Origin of the sequence: Pseudobacteroides cellulosolvens ATCC 35603 = DSM 2933 (assembly GCF_001262605.1) — a bacterium.
Taxonomy (GTDB): Bacteria; Bacillota; Clostridia; order Acetivibrionales; family DSM-2933; genus Pseudobacteroides; species Pseudobacteroides cellulosolvens.
This window is the reverse complement of record NZ_LGTC01000001.1, coordinates 1-17,688: the sequence shown is the minus strand read 5'-3', so window position 1 is coordinate 17,688 and position 17,688 is coordinate 1. Positions and strand designations below refer to the sequence as shown.

The window sequence follows — 17,688 nt, the reverse complement described above, 5'->3', positions numbered from 1 at the left end:
TTTAGCCCTCCAATGGCAATTCAATATGTATATTAAAACCCATTTCTCCCCCTGCTCCAAATGCAATGGTGCCTGCAGCTTCCTTTACTCTTTCTTCCATACCCATAAGACCATATCCCTTTTTAATTGATTGGCAGCCGTTACCATTATCCAAAATATAAATTTTAATTTTATCATTACAAAACTTTAGAAAAATGCTTATTTCTCCAGCTTTACCATGACGAATGGCATTAGTGACAGCCTCTCTGCAAACCTTGGAACTTATTTCTACAAGCTTTTCAATATTTCTTGAATTCAATACATCCGGATAATACTCCTGACCCATAATCGCCAGGCCAATTTTAACATTGGAGCTGGAAGAATATTTTATTATCTTTTCAATGGCATAAACAATATCTCTGCTATTTTCTTCTTCCTGCCTCAAGCCTTTTATAGAATTTCTGATTTCAGACAATGCATTCTGAGATATTTCTTCAACATCAACCAGCCGTTTTACAGCATCAACCCTTTTATCTTCGGATAAATTGGCTTTAATAATTTTGGTAATCATCATTATCATAGTCAATGAGTGGCCCAGCGTATCGTGAACTTCCCGTGCAATCCGGTTTCTTTCTTTGGATAGAGTAAGCTCTTCAACAATGGAAAGGTATTTGTTCAGTTCTTCATTAACAGTTGTAAGTTCCTCGTTGATGGCCGTTAATTCCTCATTTTTATATTCCACGTCTTCAATCAATTCCTTATACTCAGTAATGTCTTGAAATAAAATACACCTTCCAGCTAATTCCTTATTGTTATCAAATATACGTCTAACTTTCAATTGGAAAACTCTTTTTTGCGGAATATCCAGCTCGATTTCGCCATCAAATAATAAACCTTCATGACCTTCCAAAATACGCAAACTCTTTTCAATAGCATGGTTATTTTTTGTATTTAATCTCATACTTTGTGTAAAAATATTAAAATCCGTATCAATATTAAATTCGTACTTCTTAGAAAATGTATTTTTAAAGATTTCATTAAAATTTATAATTTTATTCTGATTGTCAACAACAATAACAGCCTCCTCCAAGTTTTCAAAAATTCTTTTGTATGCAAAAGGCAATATATTGAGAAAATTCATGCGATATGTGGCTATAGCAAATATTGTCATAGATAAAGGAAAAAATAGAGGCGTTACATCAAAAGGAGTATAAATAACTTTTATAACATGCAATATATTTATTATTAATGGAACAATCATTGCTATAGATATAAATATCTGCTTGGTATCTTTACTTAATTTGAAATTTTGTTTGATAAGAAGAACTATACCAATCAGCACATAAATATAACTTTCAATAACATGCATCCAAAATATGTACCCAAAACCGGTAACATTAAAGTTAAAAACATTAAAATAAAGATAATGATAATTGTTTGTTACACAAAAAATATAAAATATAATTGGAGTAAATAAAAGAACAGGTATTGTCTTCTTGTTTTTTAATATCTTTTGTTCAGAATAATATAAAGAAAATATTAACCAAATTGCCCCAACAAAAGATATAGGGAAAAATTTTAACTGTGTCACAAGCCATTTACTTTTGGTATCACCTGAGTACACTTCTAAAAATTCAAAAATGGACCATAATAAAGCAGCAAATTGAAAAACACCAAAAAGATAAGTAACTCGATTCCGTTTGGCATTAATTGCTAGGAACAGAATACCAATCAGCGTAGTTAATATTGAAATCAATAAAAGCTCAGACCTGAGGTTTAAAACAATTTTTATTTCCATAATTATTTATCTTTAAGCTACTCCATAAAATAATATTTAAATCCCCAATATCTAAGTATATACTATTTAAGAAGCCATGTCATTTGTCATTATTGCAATATATTGCAATATGATGAAACAAATAGTATATGTTTCAATTAACCAAATATTTTAAATGAAAACAATAATATTACGCATATTGATATTCATGCTAATACCATAATATCATAATATAGTACTTACATTTTAAACCTAAATAATCAGGTGACTGGTCGTTGTCTTTGTCAACTGTTCGTCCATGCAACCTGAAGAGGAGTGTTGGAAATGCGGCTAACAATAAATTTTGAGGTGTTTAGTTTATAATTTAATATTGGGCCAAAAGAGCCTGTATCTGTTCTTATGGCCATACAGAAAAGTAACCGTCTCCCGATAGCAATATTAAATTTTGCTATATAAGTGCGATACGTTATCGTGTTTTTTTATTGTCTAGGAAATTATGGTGTTTACAACACCGCAATTTCATGATTTGTTTTTGCCATTTTTCAACAATTGGATTTCGATCCCCAAAGACGTCCGTGGTTGCTATATCACGGTATTTTTATACCCATTTTTGGGGTAGTCCTTCAAATAGGCCTACATATCAGGGCATATGAGGGCTTGGATTTTAAACTGAAGCATGTACAAGATTATAAAAGCAAGGAGAATATATGAATATATCAATCACAGTTACAAATCTTGAAAGATTTTATTTTGGAAATGCCATATGGAATACATGCATGTTGGATGATTTAAATCCTTTAGAGAATTCACAACTAAAAGAATTCCATTTTGGCGGCAAAGCTGTAAAACAAGAAGACATAAGCGTTTATACGAAAATGCTTGTTTAGAAATACTTGATTTTAGGAGTAATTTATACACAACAGAACAATTAGCATGGTTAACCGCAAAACTACCTAATGTTCAGGGCTGGGCACTAAGACCTTACATAAAGTTTGAAGATGGTTTGATGGATGGCAAAGATGTGCTTATTTGCGGGAAAAGGAAACCGTTCCTATCATCAATAAAAGATGCTGAAAAGATAAAATCATATACAGAAAAGTTTGAAAAACTTGTGAATCAATATAAAGAAAATGATAACTAAAATAAAGCCTTCGGGGGGTTAAAAATATATTATATTTCATATCCCGTAATCCTTATGGATATCCGAAAATACTTTCGAAGCAGGTTTTATATTACCTTTCACCAAATCTGTAAACCCTTTCTCTAACTCCGCATCCAGTTCAGATTCTGTTAATTCTGAAACATCTTTAGGTTTAGTAGCAGGAAGCTTAATCTCAAGAGCCATTCCAAACCACTCCTTCCTTACTTTATTGCATTTACAATAGCAATACATTAACCAGAATTCATGACTATATGAAAAGTGAATAATCTTTTACATTTGTCTATCGCAAATCCCGTAAAAGCGTTCGTTATTTGCTCTGACAAATGTAAGATTACTAACACTTTTCATATAGTATCAATCGACTCTAAAATATCCAGATTATATAGGTTTCCTGAATATTCTATCCCGATAAATAAGAGCAAAAGTCAGTATTAAAACTATAGAAATGACAGCAAGTACTTTTAGCCAGATGGCCTTCGGTACCTGATCAAAATTAAAGCACCTTACATTAATCCACATTTGATTCAGTTTCTCATTAATATCATCTGGGAAATACCCCATTACTGCACTCCGATCAATAACAACCTTAGGCGGATATTGAGCAAACAGTTGCCGCTTAACCTGATCAGCTGATGCCGTAAGTACATATTTTCGATCATTATTATCACCACTAAAGAAATAGCCCAATGGGTATTCTACTGTGTCTTTTTCATCTTCCGCTTCAAATTTCCATTTGACATATTCATAAATCAAGGTGTTATCTCCACCGGAAATACTGGAAGTATATCCGATAAAATTCATATTTCTAATTACGTTATCCGGTCTTGATATAAAATTAATAAATGCTTCTGCCACTTTCTGTTTCACAGGATCACCCTTGATTCCTGACTTCAGCATTACCCACCCATCAAGCCATAGATTTGTACATTCCCTTGGAACAGAATAATTCAGGTAATAACCGTCATCTTCTGCTTGATCCATTGCATACGCTGCGTCTCCTGACCACTGTAGATTAGCAACAATTTTTCCTGTAACCATATCTGATTTACCGCTGTCAGTTTCAAAAGAATATACATTTTGTTTGATTTCCCGCAATAGTTCTTGTGCTTTTGCAATAGTTTGGTGACTGGTATCATTTAGAACCTTTGCTAAGTTTTCCGAATAATCCACACTGCTTTTAAACTCCTTACTTAGCAATAATTTTTTATTTAAAACAGCAAGTGTAGGGAAATAGGATTCTCTCGCACTGTCTTTAATAGTTACTCGTTTTGCGTATTTAGGATTTGCAAGAATCGACCATGTTGATGCATCTTCTTCGCTTACCTTTTTAGGATTATAAACTATCCCAATTGTTCCCCACATATATCCGGCAGCATAGGAACTCCAGGTTTTTCCGTCCATTTTATTTCTGTTAAAGATACCTTTAATATAAGGAGATACTCCTTTAGAGTAATAATTATACTCATTTGATAAATCAAAAAAATCCGCTGACAGAGGCTGAAGCATGTCTTCTTTCATCAACTTTGAAAACATATATTCAGAGGGACATACAAGATCATAGGTTTCTCCTAAAATAAGCTTGCTGTATAAATCCTCATTGGTACCAAAAGTGGAGTATTCGACTTTCACATGTTTTTTATAGGTTGCATAATACCAATCCTCGAAATCCGAAATCATCCCATTTTCACTGGTAATCGTCTCATTTTCCAGGTCTATGTTTTCGTCACTTTCCCAGCCACCTTGATCAATGTATTCTTCCCAATTGCCTATTTTCAGAACAATAGTATCGCTACTTTCCGCATTCACTATTGATACTTGTATCATTCCGGATAATAATACTGTCAAAGAAATTAATAATATGAAAAGCAAAGGATGTCCCCATATTTTTCTATTAGATTTCATTTCTACCATCCTTCTCACCAGCCTTTCTATTGATAGTAAAATTACTAATCAGTACTGCAATAAGTATAACGACAAATATCACTGTAGATAATGCCCAAAGTGCGGTTTTTATATCTGTCTGGGAGCCTTTTGTGGCATTAACCACATAAGTACTGATAGTATTAAATGTTGCAGGTTTTGTATAGGTAGTAATGAAATAATCATCCAAAGAAAGTGTTACAGCCAATAGAAAACCTGAAACAATCCCAGGAATAATCTGTGGAATTACAATTTTTCTAAGGGCCTTTGCAGCACTTGCACCTAAATCCAGTGCTGCTTCATAAAGAGAATGATCCATTTGCTTCAATTTAGGCATAACAGAAAGATAAACAAATGGAGTAGCCAAAACAACATGACCTATTAGTAAAGGAATGGATGTGTCTTTATCCATACCAAAAACAACAATCAGTAGAACACAGATAGAAAATCCGGTTACTACATCCGCATTCACAATAGGAATCTGATTGGATGCAGCCACAAATCCTTTCATCATTTTTTTAGAATAAAAACTGCCAATTGCTCCCATGGTTCCTAAAATTGTAGAAATAACAGCACATTTCAAAGCCAGTGACATTGTTCCCCAAATCATCTCAATTAACTCTGGTGTGGTAAAAAGCCTTACATAATTTTGAATAGAAAAATTACCTGATGCTCCAATTGTAGGAGTATCCAAAAAGCTATAAACGACGAGTACCAATATGGGAAAATAGATAAACAGCAAAACAATTCCAAGCCAAGCAGAACTCAATATCTTCTTCATCATAGCACTGCCTCTCTATCTGGTTCCTTTTCAGCAAAACCTTTCGTCGCCCAGGTTATGACAAAAATGATCATCAGTAACACGATGGATATCATAGCTCCGCTATTCCAGTTGTATGCATTGAAATAGCTTCCAATCATACTTCCCATGTTAAATGTGCTGTTGTACAACATGTCTAGAATTACGTAATTGGTCATTGCCGGAAGAAATACCATCATAACTCCACTTACAATTCCAGGAATTGATAGAGGAAGTGTAATTTTAAAAAATGCAGTAATTTTGTTCGCACCAAGATCATATCCAGCTTCTAAGAGATGATGGTCCAGTTTTATTAAAGTTGTATACAAGGGTAGTATCATAAAAGGTAAAAAATCATATGTCATTCCTATTATTGTGTTTAAAAATGGATGAAAGGCAAGGTTCCCTTCCAGCATGGTGAGAACTTCCTTTAACGCTAATATTCGCAATGTAAAGTTAATCCACATAGGAACTATAAAAATAGCTAGTAATACAGCTTTTTTCTTCATTTTGCTTCGTGCAAGTATGTACGCTACAGGATATGCAATCAGAAGACATATGCATGTTGTTGTAACTGAAATTAGAGCACTGTAAAAAAGTGTTCCAATTGTATTTTTATTAGTGAAAAAGTCTGCTAAATTTGATATTGTAAATCTGCCATCTCCGTTTGTAAAGGCATAATAAACTATAACAATAAGCGGAGCAATAACAAAACATGCCAGAAATACTGCATAAGGAATACAAAGTTGTTTACGTGAAAAATGAACTTTCATATTCACTACACCTCCACTGCTTTCAATGACAACTCAATACTATCTTTTGGAATAATGATACTGACATAATCATTTTCATTCCACAAGCTTTGATCATGCAAATGAATGTCTTCTCCACTTTTTGTACGAGCTATGTAACGATAGTGATCACCTTTATAAATAAGAGATATAATATGTCCCTTTGTTCCACCTGCATCAATATCATCACTCATTGAAGGTGCTGATACAGAAACCTTAACCGTCACTTTAGTTCCATTCACATTGATCTTGTTTCCATCCTTATCTACTAAAGAATTATTTTCAATCTTAGCACCTGGAAATATTTTCATAATATTGCAATCAAATTCCCCATCTGCAAAAGACACTTTATCGATTGCCGTAAGGGTCCCGTCATAAACATTAATATTGGTTTGTGAATGAATGACATGAATTCCGTCCGGTTCTATATTTAGTCCAATCAATTCCCCTATAACGGCACTCTTGGTGCTTTTTATCAAAATTTCATTGTCCCCTGATTGAACGGCAATCTCATAATGCATTCCCTTGAAAATAACAGATCTTACCGTTCCTTTAATCTGTCCCTTCTCCATAGTTGTCATCTCTACGTCCTCAGGTCTTACAACAACATCAACATCCGAGCCTACAGGCAAATCATCCATGCATGTAAACTCAGCTCCACAGAAATGAACCATCTTATTACCGTACATTTTTCCATCAAAAATATTACTTTCCCCGATAAAGTCCGCTACAAACACATTATTCGGTTCATTATAAATTGCTTCCGGTGTTCCAACTTGCTGAATCATTCCATCGGACATAACTACAACCTTATCCGACATGGTAAGTGCTTCTTCCTGATCATGGGTTACATAGATAAAAGTAATGCCGAGTTTTTCGTGCATGGATTTTAGTTCTAGTTGCATTTCTTTACGCATTTTTAAATCTAAAGCACCAAGAGGTTCATCCAACAACAAAATTTCCGGCTCATTTACAATGGCTCTTGCAATAGCAATTCTCTGCTGCTGCCCACCGGAAAGAGTAGAAATATCTCGCTTTTCAAAACCTTCCAAATCTACTATTTCCAGTGCACGTTTCACTTTCTCCCTGATTACCGTCCGAGATAATTTTTCTTTTCGAATAATTGTATCTCCGTTTTTATTTTTATATGTTACCTCTACAATTTTCATTTTTAAACCAAATGCAATATTCTCAAAAACATTCAGATGTGGAAATAAGGCATATCGCTGAAACACTGTATTAATAGGTCTTTTGTTAGGAGGTAGGCTGCTTATGTCTTTCCCATTTAAAAGAATATGACCTTCTGTTGGCAGTTCAAATCCCGCTATCATTCGCAGCATTGTTGTTTTGCCACACCCAGAAGGACCCAAAAATGTTACAAACTCTCCCTTTTTCACTTCAAGGTTGAAATCTTCAACAGCAACAAAGGCATCAAAGCACTTTTTGATGCCTTTTATCTCTATAATATTTTCCGAACTAATGTTATTCATTGTGGATCCCTTCTAAACAAAACCGCAAAGCGGCTTTTGTTTCCTTGAAAATTCGTCGTGAGAAATTATGGTGTCAAAGACACCATAATTTCCTAGACATCAAAAAAGATAATTTCATATAAAAATAGCAACTACGTCACATCAATAATAACTCCATTGCTCTTATTTTATTACCATTTGCAATTATATCAAATTGTGATGCCAATTTAAACTTGTGAATGCAATTAATTTTTGCAATTCGTGATAATTTTTTTACAACTTCATTTTCCCTTAATTTGACAGAGCCTGATTCATAGCATATTGGGTTAAAAAGTCATAGAATAAAAAGAAGTTCATTGATAAGATATAAAAAATCACTGGAAGAATGGATAGGGTTAAAGGAAAAATACTACGCCTTAAATCCATCAGTTCTTCGTGGAGAAAAAGCAAATACATTTATTAATATTGGTTGAAATATGGTTTTTATGCCAGGGTATATGGTTTTGACTAAACGAAACTATATTGATCATCTGGATAGATAGATTATGGAGGCTGTTTATTGTGAGAGATATTGATAGAGATTTGCATAATGCTGTAGAAACCGGTAACTATGAAAAGTTAATGAATTATTATGCAAAGGTGCAGATGTAAATTGCGTTCATACTAATGGATATACTCCGTTGATGCATGCAGTTCGGGCATGGAATTGTACTTCAGAAAATAGAATTAGAACTACTCAAATTCTAATCAGAAATGGAGCAAACCCTAGATAATCTTTTAAAACAACTTGTATAAGCCAAACTGATTGGGTAGAGTCAGAAATACAGATATATTATCGAATCTGGGAGTATACTGGATATAACTTATATCACGATGAACTTGTAAAAAGCATCCCCTTTCTTTCAGATGTATTCAAAAGTTTAAGCAATTATAATGATTATAGCTTATTTAGCAAAACTGCACCTGATATTGGTGCAGAATTTAAGTTATATGCATTAAGCAGGATAAATGATGTTTTACTCCTAAGCTTTCAAGAAAAACGCAGGCAAGGCAATGATGTTGCAAAAATCACATTGGAACAATATGTTGAATTCTGGCAAAAGATAGGATTGAATATAGTTGACCCAATAGAATACCACCCATTTTTTTGTGAGATATACCAAGTAGAAGAATATTTAGCCCACGATCATCATCCTGAAATTGTTAACACAAAATGGCCTTATTTGATGTTTGGGGATTTACTTTTTTCACGTTCGGGTGTTTTTATTAAATCAAGTCCAAATTTAATTGATAAAAGTACAGCCGAGAACTCAACATTGTATTGGAGCCATTGTCGAAATAATAGGCCTAGGGCTGATTTAGCTGACGGTTGGGGTAGTAGCTCCCAATGTAGAACAAGGTTTCGACTCGATTATTGGAGTGACGATATTTTGTATTATAATGTAAAAGACAAAGATGATATTATTAATATAGAAGATGATGAGCTTTCTCAAGAACAACAAATGGAATTACTTAAAAATCGGTGTTTTGTAAGTAGTCCAGAAGTGTTAGATTGCTTTCCATATGACTATACTGCTATTGAAAAATATAAATGTAAAAGATAGACTGGATAAAGGTAAGCAGGTTGGTTTGTTGGAACGCCAGATGAACCCACAGCTCCTGTCCAGCTTGGAAGAGAAAAAAGTTGGAGATTATTTTTATAGTCTTACATATATAAATGATGAGATTAAAGAACGGAGCAGATGTGATGTTTCAAAAAAACAGTATTATTTCATTGATACTTGGCATACTTTTACTTCTATAAGGTTGTAGTGAAGTAAAAGATGAAAAAATGAAAGATGCAAAAGGATTTAGTTAATTTGTCTACATACATTTCGTTAATATGTCAAAGGCAATACTTAATGATATAGGTACCGAAGAACTTGCACACCTTGAAATAGTGGGCTCAATCGTACACCAACTAACCAAATGTGTTCCTGCAAAGATAATGGAAGCAGAAGGTCTGGGTGATTACTATGCTGACCACGACCACGCAATATATCCTATGAGTGCAGCAGGTAACCCCTTTACAGCAGCTTACATCCAGTCAAAGGGCGACCCAATTGCTGATCTGGTAGAAGACTTGGCGGCAGAACAAAAAGCTAGAGCTACTTATGAAAATCTCATAAATATGTGCGATGACCCTGATGTTATAGACCCCTTAAGATTCTTAAGAGAAAGAGAAGTTGTACACTTCCAGAGGTTTGGAGAGGCATTGGATATTGTTCAGAGAAAGCTGGCTGAAAAGAAATGTTTTGTTAAAAAACCGGATTGTATGGCAAATAAGAAGTAGTAATGGATAGTATAGCCTTGGGAGATTTAGTCAACCAAGGCTAATTTATTTTTGTTGCCAAAACCACTTGTGCTCCAAGTGTCCTAACGGCTTTAAGCCTTTTTCTCACATTTGTGGAGAGTACCTAAAATAATAAATATTATGTTTTCAATGAACGGTGGTTAGTGGAATATCCGTTGGATAATTTGTTGAGCTTCTCTTCATATTAATATTATTTTAAAATTGCATTTTGGAGTAGTGCGATTTATTTTATCCTATAATTGGCTTTAGGGTAATAAAAATCACACTAGACAGGAATTAACGCAAATTAACTTGGATACAGTCTATTGCATTTACATAAATTACTGTATGTTCCCACATTTTACCCCTTATCTTCGAAGCTTGCAATTTCAGTTAATTCATGCAACTTTTGTTTTAGTAGTTTCTTATCTATTAATTTAAGAGTATATTCAGAAATCATTGTTGGAGATAAACTTCGCGATAATGCAAATTCCACTATTTCGTCATCTTTATTTGCACAAAGTATAATACCTACACTTGGATTTTCCTTTGGATTCTTATGATCTCTATCGAGGCACTCCAAGTAAAAATTCATTTTACCTAAATGCTCAGGCTTAAATGCACCAATTTTTAGTTCAAAAGCAACTAAACAGGCAAGTCCTCTGTGATAAAATAACAAGTCTATATAATAATCACTACCACCAGCCTGAACACGATATTCCTCTCCTATAAATGTAAAATCTTTACCAACCTCCAATATAAAATTCTTTAAATTTCCGATAATGGCTTTCTTGAATTCCAATTCAGAAAATTTATCTGGCAAATTCAAAAACTCTAGAACATAAGTATCTAAGAATTTTGATTTAATTTTACTCGGCACTGATTCTGGTGCAAGAGTAACCTTTGAAAGCATATATCGTTCAAAATATCCACTATCAATCTGCCTTTGCAGTTCTCTCACTGAATATTTTTCTTTAATGCAAAGCCGGATATAAAACTCACGCTCTTCATCTGTTTTTGCATTTGACATAATTTCTAAATGATTTGACCAGCTAATTTGTGTCAACACTGTTGTCACAAATTCATTGTCCTTATAAGTTTCATAAAATTGTTTCATTCTATATAGCCCACGGCGATTAAAGCCTTTGATTTCCGGACAATTTTCTGAAATATACTTAGCAATTTCATCTATATATGAGGCACCCCAACTTTTTGTCTCAAGTTCCTTTGATATATATTCTCCCACATTCCAGTAAAGTATGATTAGCTCCTCATTAACCTTACGAAGTGCATTTTCCCTTGCACTATGTATTAACTCTATAATTTTATTAAATCTTAGATTTTCAGCCCCCATTAAGCACAACCTTCTTTCACTATTTGACAATATTCGTTCCTAATTTTCTTCCATACTTTTTATTAATTCAAATGCAATATTTGAATTTTCAAGTCTCATTATGCTCTCTTCAGCACTACCAAAACTCATCAGATTTATACTGCCATACCAAACAATTTTTTGATCCATAACTGCAAATTTCTGATGAATATTTGACCTAAAAACAACATTTATTCCTGCATTAATTAGTAAATTAAGCACTTCCTGAAGTAATGCACAATCCTTCCATTTAAAGTCATCTACAGGCCTTGTTACTAAAAATACTTTTACATTATTTTTAATTGCTATTTCCAAGTATTGAAGCATATCTATTGTTCTCTTCTTTGAAATAAAGGGACTAATAATTAATATTTCCCTTGTTGAGTTCAAAATATCGTTAGTATATACTGGCAAGAAATTACTCTTGTTAAATATGATATTTATGGCTTCAGTTTCTATGTTTTCACCCTTAGCCTTATAACCAATGGATGCATAACCTGTAACTCTCTTGTGATACATTCTTTCAAGCATTTTTATATGAATATCTACATAATCATATATTTGAACTTCGCTTTTATTTTTGTATAATCTATGGAGCCTTCCTGCATATTGCTGCAATGTACCCTTCCAAGATATAGGCATTGCCAAAAACAATGTATCCAGGCGTGGTTCATCAAATCCTTCTCCGATATATTTTCCAGTAGCCACCAGAACCAAGTTTATATCAGTAGGAATATCTTCTATTCTTTTCATAGTTTCTCTTGTCTCTTTAACCCCCATACCGCCTGTAAGTGAAATAACATTTGGTATTTTTTCATTTAGTTTTTTTACAAACCATTCAACATGAGCAGTCCTTTCAGTTAACACTATACAATTTCTTCCACTTTCATAGCAGTTAACTACATCATCAACAATCATTTGGTTTCGAACTTCATTTATAACAATTTCAGAATAAAGTTCTTGTATGGTAACATTCTTCTCATCCTCAAAAAGTGGAACTCTTAAAGACGTAAATCTTGGAATAACATAATGCTCGAACGGTCTTTTTTCAGCTTGTTTCTTTGCATCATCCCTAAAACGTATTGATCCACACTGCATGAATATTATTGGATGGTGACCATCTTTCCGATTAGGTGTAGCAGATAATCCATAAACATACTTTGATGTTGCAGTCTTTAGTACCTTTTCAAAGCTAAATGCTGAAACGTGATGGCATTCATCAGCCTGTGTCAAGTAAAAACTAAAAAATTTTTAAATTTTTCACATAAAAAAATAGAACCGAGCGATTTCTTCAACGAAACCACCCGGTTTAAGATTATTAAGAATCATCCGTCCTTTGCTTTGGTTTATTGATATTTCTATAATTCATCTGCCGTAAGCAATTCAATACCTTGCTCCTTCCATTCTCTTAAAAGAGAAAGAACATCAAAAACATTTCTGCCAATCCTGCTCATATCTTTTACAATAACGGTATCAATCGCATTTACAGATATGGCATTCTCAATTTCCTTGAGTCCTTTCCTATTGAGATTCAGCCCACTGCCAATATCTTTTGAATATCCAACTATGCTAAAACAATGTTGCTCGGCCAATTTCTTTAACGATCTTTCTTGCCCAATCAGATAAACATCATTTAAATTTTCAGCATTAGCAATCCTGCTGTAGATCCATACTTTCTTCATTATAACATCTCCAATATTTTTTTATAATCATCAGCAAAGTTCCACACAATCTCAATCTGATTTTCACCGAACACGTATATTGAATCAACAAGTTCTTTCACTAAATCCCTGCTTAGTTCTTTGATTTCCTGTTTTCTTTTGAAGTGTTCGATAAATTGGTTTTCCGACTCCTTATTCTTTAGTTTTTGAAGTTCGTAATCGGCTTCCAGTTTGCTAATCTGCGAGGATGTTTGTTCAATCTCTTGATTGTACATTTCTCTCTGCTTCAGATAGTCATCTTTTCCGATCTTCCCATCCAAATATTTCTCATACTCTTCAATTTTTAAAGCATTTAGCCTTTCAAGATGTTGCTGAGCTTTCCTTGCAGATTGTAATAAATCAGCCACTTCACTTTCTGATTTTTCTTTTTCCTTAAGTACAAGCTTTTCTGCTTTGTTGGCTATTTGAGCCTGTTGCCGTATTGCTTCCAATAGCACTTCCAGAATCATTGGCTCCTCTGTTCTTCCATGATAGCAAAGGCTGTTTTCATCAAAATAGTTGCTCTTACAAATATAATAAGGCACCTTTGTATGTGAGCGTTGAAGGTTCTTCTTACAAATACCGCATTTTACTTTACCATAAAGAACTCTTGTATTATCAATCTTGTACTCTTTACGTTTGGATATCTTACGAATCACCTTCTGAGCTTCCAAATACAATTCTTCGCTTATTATAGCCTCATGCGTATCTGGAACCACTATCCATTGTTCCCTCGGAACAGCCACCGTACTCATACTGTTAACGTCAGGCTTTTCCCTCTTATGGTTGATTGTCTTTCCTGTGTAAGTTTCATCTTTAAGGATTTTTAAGACAGCCATAGTTTGCCAAACCAAATCTCCTTTGGCTTTTCTCCACTTTTTGTTATTATGATTTTTTTGGTAGTGCCTTGCAGGTGAAGGTACTCCATCTGCATTGAGTATTTTAGCGATCGCACTTGTATTGTTCCCCTCGGCTGCCAATTGAAAGATTCGCTTAACAACAACTGCAGCTTCCTCATCAACAACAATTGCATTTTTCTTATCCTTCGCTTTGAGATACCCAAATGGAGCGAAAGAACCAATATACTCGCCCTTTTTCATTTTAGCTGTTTTAGCTGTCTTTACTTTCTTTGATAGGTCTTTACTGTAAAGGTCGTAGATAAGGTTCTTCAACCCAATATCAAGGCCTGCCGTTATACCATTATCTTTTGCACTGTCATATCCGTCATTTACAGATATAAATCGAACTCCTAAAAACGGAAATACTTGCTCCAGATAATCCCCTAACTCCAAGTAGTTTCTGCCAAATCGTGAAAAATCTTTTACCACAATACAGTTAATTTCTCCTTGCCTTACTTTGGTTAACAACTGCTGTACTGCCGGACGTTCAAAATTCGTACCGCTGTAGCCGTCATCGCAAAACTCCAAGATGTTTGAATCTGCCAAATCAGGATGGCGACTTATAAAATCCATCAACAGATCACGCTGATTACTAACGCTGTTGCTTTCAATTTTTGCATCATTTTTTGAAATGTCCGCATCCTCATTGGAAAGCCTAATGTACATAGCTACTGAGACATTCTTGTTCATCAGGCTTCACCTCATCTTCTATAGTGTTAAGATAATCAAGTAATTCCTCATATTCGTCTTTAAACTTAAAATTGATCTGTATACTCCTATCGGCATACAGTTCCACAGTTTCTATGAGGGCTGCAACCATTTCTTTAGTTAATTCTTTTTCATCTCGGAATGCTCTAAAAGAAGATAACCACTGGTTTTCATAGGAATATGTTTGATCATACTTCTTCTGTTGTAACAACAATTCATTTAGTCTGTCTTTTAATGCAACTTCATCTTTCTCATACTTAATTTTTGCATATAGATACTCCTGTTCAGTAAGCAGTTGTTCAATATAATCATCATAAAGAGAACTTCGCAAGGAAGGCAGCCTTTCAATTTGTGCTTTAACCTTTCTGATTTCATTAGCCAAGTTGTCTTTCCTATTCTCATAACTCGCATCGGAATTTACTTTTCTCAGAATATCATCCACCGATGCAACCATATCTATTTGACTGCGAATAGCAGCATATACTGCTTTAATCATATCAGTTTCTACTATATGCTTTCTCGTGCATTTATAACCACTATTTGTTTCGTAAGTAGTGCATGAAAAATAATAATAAAGCTCATCATTTTTAATCCTTCTCCTGCGAACAAGTTTACATTTGCAATCTCCGCAAATAGCAATATCCTTAAAAATATTCTCAGTATTTTCAAAATGCTTGTTTTGCTCTAAGCGTTCAGTAAATTCTTTATATACTTCCAATCGTCTAGCATGGACAATATCAAAAGTTTCTTGATCGATAATCGGTTCATGGTCGTTTTCAATAATTGTCCATTCATCTCTTGGCACTCTTGATTTTCGCTTGCCTTCATAAAGGGATGCCTGAATTTTGCCATATATCTTGTGTCCTAAATATACTTCATTCTCTGTTATAGCTTTAATTGCCTGACGCTGCCAGATATTGTTATTATAACGGGCATTTTTCCACTCGCCTTTAAATATTTGTACTGCTTGGAGAAGGTATTCCCATATCATTTAAGCGACGAGCTATTGCAGTATCGCTCAGCCCTTCTACTTTCCACTGGTAGATTTGCCGAATGACTAAAGCAGCTTCCTCGTCAACTACAAGTTTATAAGTGCCGTCATCCGGCCTGCTGTATCCATAAGGCACGTGTGCACCTAAAAATTCACCCTTCGACTGTCTTTCTCCTGAAGGTAGAGATGATTTCTTGGATATGTCCTTTGTATAAACATCATTCAAAGATTTTTCAAAGAAATAATCAAGCTTCATTACTGTTTTCAGGGTTAAAGCTGTCATAATTATCATTGATAGATATAAAACGGACTCCAAGAAACGGAAAAATCTTTTCAAGATAGTTTCCGGTTTCAAGATAATCTCTGCCAAAGCGCGAGAGGTCTTTTACCACAATGCAGTTCACTCTGCCTGCTTTAACATCGTCCATAAGCCTGTTAAATTCAGGACGGTCAAAATTCGTTCCTTTTTCTCCGTTGTCCGTATATATTGAGTAAATCTGCAAAAATGGCCTTTCCTCAACGAATTGTTTCAACAAATATGTCTGATTTTCAATGGAATCACTATCTTTTCTGTCACGCACATCCTCAATAGAAAGACGGACATACAGTCCTGTTTTAAAAACCTTCTCCTGTGTTACCGTTTCTTTTTGTGCGATCACAGACTGTCTTCTGCTTTTTCTTGCCATGATTAAATCGCCTCCTTAAAACGCAACACTCGCATCAAAGGAGTCTGATTTGCTGGCGCTTTCTATAAAACGAATAGCACTTTCATATTCCGCTTGATGTTTAAAATGAATATCGATTTTCCCATTTTCATATACATATATTTCTCCCATCAATGACACAACTACTTTCGTGTAAGCTGCTCAATGTTTGGTACTGCTTAAAATTCTCAATCCATAAGTTAGTTGGCGTCTTATTGTTTATAATATCTTCAATCTCTTGTTTACGCTTTAGTATAAGCTTTTCTGCCTTTTGAATTTTAGCATTATATCTGCTGACATGGTTTCGGTATTCTTCTTTGGTGATTACTTTATCTACAAAGTGTTCGTATGATGTCAGCTTATACTTTTGAATCTTTTCTATTTCCTCTTGTGCCTTGACAATTTGAGCATCCAATTTCAATATTTCTTCTTGCTTGTAAGGTAGTGTATCGATATATGTTAGAATACGTTCAATATCAAGAATACTGCGTATATGTACATTTAAAGCCACCAAAAGCTTCTTCAAATGCCTTTTCACTGATATTATGGGTAGTGCAACTATTTTATCATTTCGGTTGGTAGAACAAGTGTAGTAGTAATATTTTTCCCATTAGCAGGAACCGTCTTGCGGATCATATTTTTCTTTACAATCCCCGCAGACAATAATACCTGAAAAAAGATATACGGTTTCCTCAGCAGGGGCAATCCGAGTGTCATGGAGCAATAAACCATTTACTGTGGTAAATAGCTCTTTTGATATTATAGGCTCATGTGCATTTTCCACTCGCACCCACTCTTCTTTAGGACGTTCAACTCTCGTTTTATTTTGTAATTCGGAGTGGTTCTTTTCCCTGCTCCAACACACGATATACAATTCATTTGTTAAGATTCGTCTGACTGCAACGGCAGACCAGAGAGCCTGCTGTTTTACTTTAAAGGTTGTTTGTACCTTTCTCCCAATGAGCGTTTATATTCCATAGGGGACAGGATGCCCATTTCATTTAGTCGGTTGGCTATCCCTGCTGGCTCATCCCCTCAAGTTTCCACTTGAAAATGTCACGGACAACTTGAGCTGCATATTCGTC

The 17,688-nt window shown here is 34.4% G+C and carries 19 protein-coding genes and 2 pseudogenes; 6 read left to right on the top strand and 15 right to left on the bottom strand.

What is annotated here, in order from left to right; translation table 11 throughout:
• Position 1: 1 nt before the first annotated feature.
• A complete protein-coding gene (locus Bccel_RS00085; protein WP_036939274.1) occupies positions 2-1,777 on the bottom strand; it encodes a sensor histidine kinase in 1,776 nt (591 codons plus the stop codon).
• 686 nt (positions 1,778-2,463) lie between these two features.
• Between Bccel_RS00085 and Bccel_RS00080 the strand changes: the two genes are divergently transcribed.
• Positions 2,464-2,643: a hypothetical protein gene (locus Bccel_RS00080; RefSeq protein ID WP_036939272.1), complete on the top strand. Its 180-nt coding sequence runs from the start codon at positions 2,464-2,466 to the stop codon at positions 2,641-2,643.
• A 119-nt stretch (positions 2,644-2,762) separates the two neighbouring features.
• On the top strand, positions 2,763-2,897 hold the full coding sequence (locus tag Bccel_RS31930) for a hypothetical protein (protein ID WP_276326137.1): 135 nt from the start codon (positions 2,763-2,765) through the stop codon (positions 2,895-2,897).
• A gap of 36 nt (positions 2,898-2,933) precedes the next feature.
• On the opposite strand, the gene Bccel_RS28520 is transcribed toward Bccel_RS31930, so the two are convergent.
• From Bccel_RS28520 to Bccel_RS00060, 5 genes and pseudogenes are all read right to left on the bottom strand, one after another.
• Positions 2,934-3,101, bottom strand: coding sequence for a hypothetical protein (locus tag Bccel_RS28520; protein ID WP_242853090.1), 168 nt, complete (start codon positions 3,099-3,101; stop codon positions 2,934-2,936).
• A gap of 195 nt (positions 3,102-3,296) precedes the next feature.
• Positions 3,297-4,820, bottom strand: a complete 1,524-nt coding sequence (locus tag Bccel_RS00075; protein ID WP_036939270.1) for an ABC transporter substrate-binding protein — start codon at positions 4,818-4,820, stop codon at positions 3,297-3,299.
• On the bottom strand, positions 4,810-5,622 hold the full coding sequence (locus Bccel_RS00070) for an ABC transporter permease (RefSeq protein ID WP_036939267.1): 813 nt from the start codon (positions 5,620-5,622) through the stop codon (positions 4,810-4,812). The genes Bccel_RS00075 and Bccel_RS00070 overlap by 11 nt, the downstream gene beginning before the upstream one ends.
• Entirely contained in the window at positions 5,619-6,410 is a 792-nt protein-coding gene (locus tag Bccel_RS00065; protein WP_036939265.1) for an ABC transporter permease, read from the bottom strand. The genes Bccel_RS00070 and Bccel_RS00065 overlap by 4 nt, the downstream gene beginning before the upstream one ends.
• A 419-nt stretch (positions 6,411-6,829) precedes the next feature.
• Positions 6,830-7,918, bottom strand: a pseudogene (locus tag Bccel_RS00060) (ABC transporter ATP-binding protein); the annotation flags it as partial.
• Between the two features lie 656 nt (positions 7,919-8,574).
• Between Bccel_RS00060 and Bccel_RS32410 the strand changes: the two are divergent.
• The 4 genes and pseudogenes from Bccel_RS32410 to Bccel_RS00045 all read left to right on the top strand — a co-directional run.
• Positions 8,575-8,670: pseudogene (locus Bccel_RS32410) on the top strand (hypothetical protein); the annotation flags it as partial.
• Between the two features lie 300 nt (positions 8,671-8,970).
• Positions 8,971-9,501, top strand: coding sequence for a hypothetical protein (locus Bccel_RS00055; RefSeq protein ID WP_036939259.1), 531 nt, complete (start codon positions 8,971-8,973; stop codon positions 9,499-9,501).
• Complete coding sequence (locus Bccel_RS00050; RefSeq protein WP_160317675.1) at positions 9,461-9,709, top strand: hypothetical protein; 249 nt, start codon at positions 9,461-9,463, stop codon at positions 9,707-9,709. Before Bccel_RS00055 ends, Bccel_RS00050 begins: the two co-directional genes overlap by 41 nt.
• Before the next feature lie 70 nt (positions 9,710-9,779).
• Positions 9,780-10,229 (top strand): manganese catalase family protein, encoded by a 450-nt coding sequence (locus tag Bccel_RS00045; protein ID WP_081926837.1) that lies wholly within the window; start codon positions 9,780-9,782, stop codon positions 10,227-10,229.
• 361 nt (positions 10,230-10,590) lie between these two features.
• Here Bccel_RS00045 and Bccel_RS00040 read toward each other — a convergent pair whose 3' ends face one another.
• The 9 genes from Bccel_RS00040 to Bccel_RS31920 all read right to left on the bottom strand — a co-directional run bounded on the left by Bccel_RS00040 (position 10,591) and on the right by Bccel_RS31920 (position 17,564).
• Positions 10,591-11,583 carry a PDDEXK nuclease domain-containing protein gene (locus tag Bccel_RS00040; RefSeq protein ID WP_050752924.1) on the bottom strand — a complete coding sequence of 331 codons (993 nt, stop codon included), beginning with the start codon at positions 11,581-11,583 and terminating at the stop codon, positions 10,591-10,593.
• A gap of 39 nt (positions 11,584-11,622) precedes the next feature.
• A complete protein-coding gene (locus Bccel_RS00035; RefSeq protein ID WP_081926836.1) occupies positions 11,623-12,834 on the bottom strand; it encodes a phospholipase D-like domain-containing protein in 1,212 nt (403 codons plus the stop codon).
• Between the two features lie 125 nt (positions 12,835-12,959).
• Positions 12,960-13,283 carry a recombinase family protein gene (locus Bccel_RS00030; protein WP_050752923.1) on the bottom strand — a complete coding sequence of 108 codons (324 nt, stop codon included), beginning with the start codon at positions 13,281-13,283 and terminating at the stop codon, positions 12,960-12,962.
• On the bottom strand, positions 13,283-14,890 hold the full coding sequence (locus tag Bccel_RS00025; protein ID WP_035269295.1) for a recombinase family protein: 1,608 nt from the start codon (positions 14,888-14,890) through the stop codon (positions 13,283-13,285). Before Bccel_RS00025 ends, Bccel_RS00030 begins: the two co-directional genes overlap by 1 nt.
• Complete coding sequence (locus Bccel_RS00020; protein ID WP_050752922.1) at positions 14,856-15,899, bottom strand: recombinase family protein; 1,044 nt, start codon at positions 15,897-15,899, stop codon at positions 14,856-14,858. Before Bccel_RS00020 ends, Bccel_RS00025 begins: the two co-directional genes overlap by 35 nt.
• Positions 15,859-16,155 carry a recombinase family protein gene (locus Bccel_RS31925; RefSeq protein WP_160317674.1) on the bottom strand — a complete coding sequence of 99 codons (297 nt, stop codon included), beginning with the start codon at positions 16,153-16,155 and terminating at the stop codon, positions 15,859-15,861. Before Bccel_RS31925 ends, Bccel_RS00020 begins: the two co-directional genes overlap by 41 nt.
• Positions 16,145-16,585 carry a recombinase family protein gene (locus Bccel_RS00010; RefSeq protein ID WP_050752920.1) on the bottom strand — a complete coding sequence of 147 codons (441 nt, stop codon included), beginning with the start codon at positions 16,583-16,585 and terminating at the stop codon, positions 16,145-16,147. The genes Bccel_RS31925 and Bccel_RS00010 overlap by 11 nt, the downstream gene beginning before the upstream one ends.
• Positions 16,586-16,712: 127 nt before the next feature.
• Positions 16,713-17,129 (bottom strand): hypothetical protein, encoded by a 417-nt coding sequence (locus Bccel_RS00005; protein ID WP_160317673.1) that lies wholly within the window; start codon positions 17,127-17,129, stop codon positions 16,713-16,715.
• Positions 17,130-17,213: 84 nt separating this feature from the next.
• Positions 17,214-17,564: a recombinase family protein gene (locus tag Bccel_RS31920; protein ID WP_082225105.1), complete on the bottom strand. Its 351-nt coding sequence runs from the start codon at positions 17,562-17,564 to the stop codon at positions 17,214-17,216.
• Positions 17,565-17,688 lie beyond the last annotated feature (124 nt).

Excerpts from the sequence above, each read along its gene's own strand:
- Bccel_RS00085 (WP_036939274.1), bottom strand. The coding sequence starts at position 1,777 with ATGGAAATAAAAATTGTTTTAAACCTCAGGTCTGAGCTTTTATTGATT.
- Bccel_RS00080 (WP_036939272.1), top strand. The coding sequence starts at position 2,464 with ATGAATATATCAATCACAGTTACAAATCTTGAAAGATTTTATTTTGGA.
- Bccel_RS31930 (WP_276326137.1), top strand. The coding sequence starts at position 2,763 with ATGGATGGCAAAGATGTGCTTATTTGCGGGAAAAGGAAACCGTTCCTA.
- Bccel_RS28520 (WP_242853090.1), bottom strand. The coding sequence starts at position 3,101 with ATGGCTCTTGAGATTAAGCTTCCTGCTACTAAACCTAAAGATGTTTCA.
- Bccel_RS00075 (WP_036939270.1), bottom strand. The coding sequence starts at position 4,820 with ATGAAATCTAATAGAAAAATATGGGGACATCCTTTGCTTTTCATATTA.
- Bccel_RS00070 (WP_036939267.1), bottom strand. The coding sequence starts at position 5,622 with ATGATGAAGAAGATATTGAGTTCTGCTTGGCTTGGAATTGTTTTGCTG.
- Bccel_RS00065 (WP_036939265.1), bottom strand. The coding sequence starts at position 6,410 with ATGAAAGTTCATTTTTCACGTAAACAACTTTGTATTCCTTATGCAGTA.
- Bccel_RS00050 (WP_160317675.1), top strand. The coding sequence starts at position 9,461 with ATGACTATACTGCTATTGAAAAATATAAATGTAAAAGATAGACTGGAT.
- Bccel_RS00045 (WP_081926837.1), top strand. The coding sequence starts at position 9,780 with ATGTCAAAGGCAATACTTAATGATATAGGTACCGAAGAACTTGCACAC.
- Bccel_RS00040 (WP_050752924.1), bottom strand. The coding sequence starts at position 11,583 with ATGGGGGCTGAAAATCTAAGATTTAATAAAATTATAGAGTTAATACAT.
- Bccel_RS00030 (WP_050752923.1), bottom strand. The coding sequence starts at position 13,283 with ATGAAGAAAGTATGGATCTACAGCAGGATTGCTAATGCTGAAAATTTA.
- Bccel_RS00025 (WP_035269295.1), bottom strand. The coding sequence starts at position 14,890 with ATGAACAAGAATGTCTCAGTAGCTATGTACATTAGGCTTTCCAATGAG.
- Bccel_RS00020 (WP_050752922.1), bottom strand. The coding sequence starts at position 15,899 with ATGATATGGGAATACCTTCTCCAAGCAGTACAAATATTTAAAGGCGAG.
- Bccel_RS31925 (WP_160317674.1), bottom strand. The coding sequence starts at position 16,155 with ATGAAGCTTGATTATTTCTTTGAAAAATCTTTGAATGATGTTTATACA.
- Bccel_RS00010 (WP_050752920.1), bottom strand. The coding sequence starts at position 16,585 with ATGGCAAGAAAAAGCAGAAGACAGTCTGTGATCGCACAAAAAGAAACG.